Below are 1,260 nucleotides of genomic sequence, written 5' to 3' on the forward strand. Positions count from 1 at the left end.
CCGAAGGTAGTCGCCCTGACATATCGCCTGAAAAGGGCTTTCCAGAACAAATGTTAATTCTCACTTAATCCCATCCAAACAGCATCCGAATACCCTACTCGGAGCTCCGTCCATGCCCCTGGCCCGCATTATCTGCATTGCCGCCCTGCTCACAGCCAACACCGCCCCTGTGCTCGCTGCCACTGAAGGGCCCAGCTACGGCCCTGAACTCCAGGGTTTTCAATACCCCCATCCCGTTGAACATTTCACCTTCCAGTCCCAAGGCAAATCCCTGCAAATGGGCTACATGGACGTGCCTGCCAAAGGCAAAGCCAACGGCCGCAGCGTGGTGCTGATGCACGGCAAGAACTTTTGCGGTGCCACCTGGGAAGGTTCGATCAAGGCCTTGAGCGACGCCGGTTACCGCGTGATCGCGCCGGACCAGGTGGGCTTCTGCACTTCCAGCAAGCCCGATCACTACCAGTACAGCTTCCAGCAATTGGCGGCCAACACCCACCAACTGCTGGAAAAACTCGGCATCCAGAAGGCCACGGTGATCGGCCATTCCACCGGCGGGATGCTTGCCACCCGCTATGCCTTGATGTACCCCGAGCAAACCGAACAACTTGGACTGGTGAACCCTATCGGCCTGGAAGACTGGAAAGCCCTCGGTGTGCCCTACCAGAGCGTCGACCAGTGGTACCAGCGCGAGCTGAAAATGAGTGCCGACGGGGTGCGCAAATATGAACGCGACACCTATTATGGCGGGCGCTGGAAGCCGGAATACGAACGCTGGGTGGATATGCTCGCCGGCCTGAACAAAGGCCCGGGGCATACCCAAGTCGCGTGGAACTCGGCATTGATTTACGACATGATCTTCACCCAACCGGTGTACTACGAATTCAAGGATCTGAAGGTGCCCACCCTGTTGCTAATTGGCACCAGCGACACGACTGCGATCGGCAAGGATGTGGCGCCGCCCGAGGTCAAGGCCAGGATTGGCAATTACCAGGTGCTGGGCAAGCAGGTGGCCAAGCTGATTCCCCACGCCACACTGGTGGAATTCCCCGGCCTGGGCCACGCGCCACAGATGGAAGAACCGGAGCAGTTTCATAAAGCGCTGTTGCAGGGTATGAATGCCCTTTGATTTCGAGGCCCATGGCATGTCGATACAGATCGCAGTGATAGATGACTGGCAGAACGTCGCCAGTGACGTGGTGGATTGGTCGGCGCTGGACGGCGTGGGCCAGGTACATTTTCTCCACGACTACCCCGCTGATA

Annotated in this window: 1 protein-coding gene and 1 pseudogene; both read left to right on the forward strand. The window is 58.1% G+C overall.

Annotated elements, in window-relative coordinates; all coding sequences use genetic code 11:
- The first annotated feature begins 112 nt into the window (after positions 1 to 112).
- Positions 113 to 1,126, forward strand: coding sequence for an alpha/beta hydrolase (locus J1G33_RS27705; RefSeq protein WP_223019172.1), 1,014 nt, complete (start codon positions 113 to 115; stop codon positions 1,124 to 1,126).
- A gap of 16 nt (positions 1,127 to 1,142) precedes the next feature.
- Positions 1,143 to 1,260: pseudogene (locus J1G33_RS27710) on the forward strand (D-2-hydroxyacid dehydrogenase family protein); the annotation flags it as partial.

Origin of the sequence: Pseudomonas sp. P867 (genome assembly GCF_019891455.1) — a bacterium.
Lineage (GTDB): Bacteria > Pseudomonadota > Gammaproteobacteria > Pseudomonadales > Pseudomonadaceae > Aquipseudomonas > Aquipseudomonas synxantha_A.

Coding starts and splice junctions, on each gene's coding strand:
- J1G33_RS27705 (WP_223019172.1), top strand. CDS start 113: ATGCCCCTGGCCCGCATTATCTGCATTGCCGCCCTGCTCACAGCCAAC.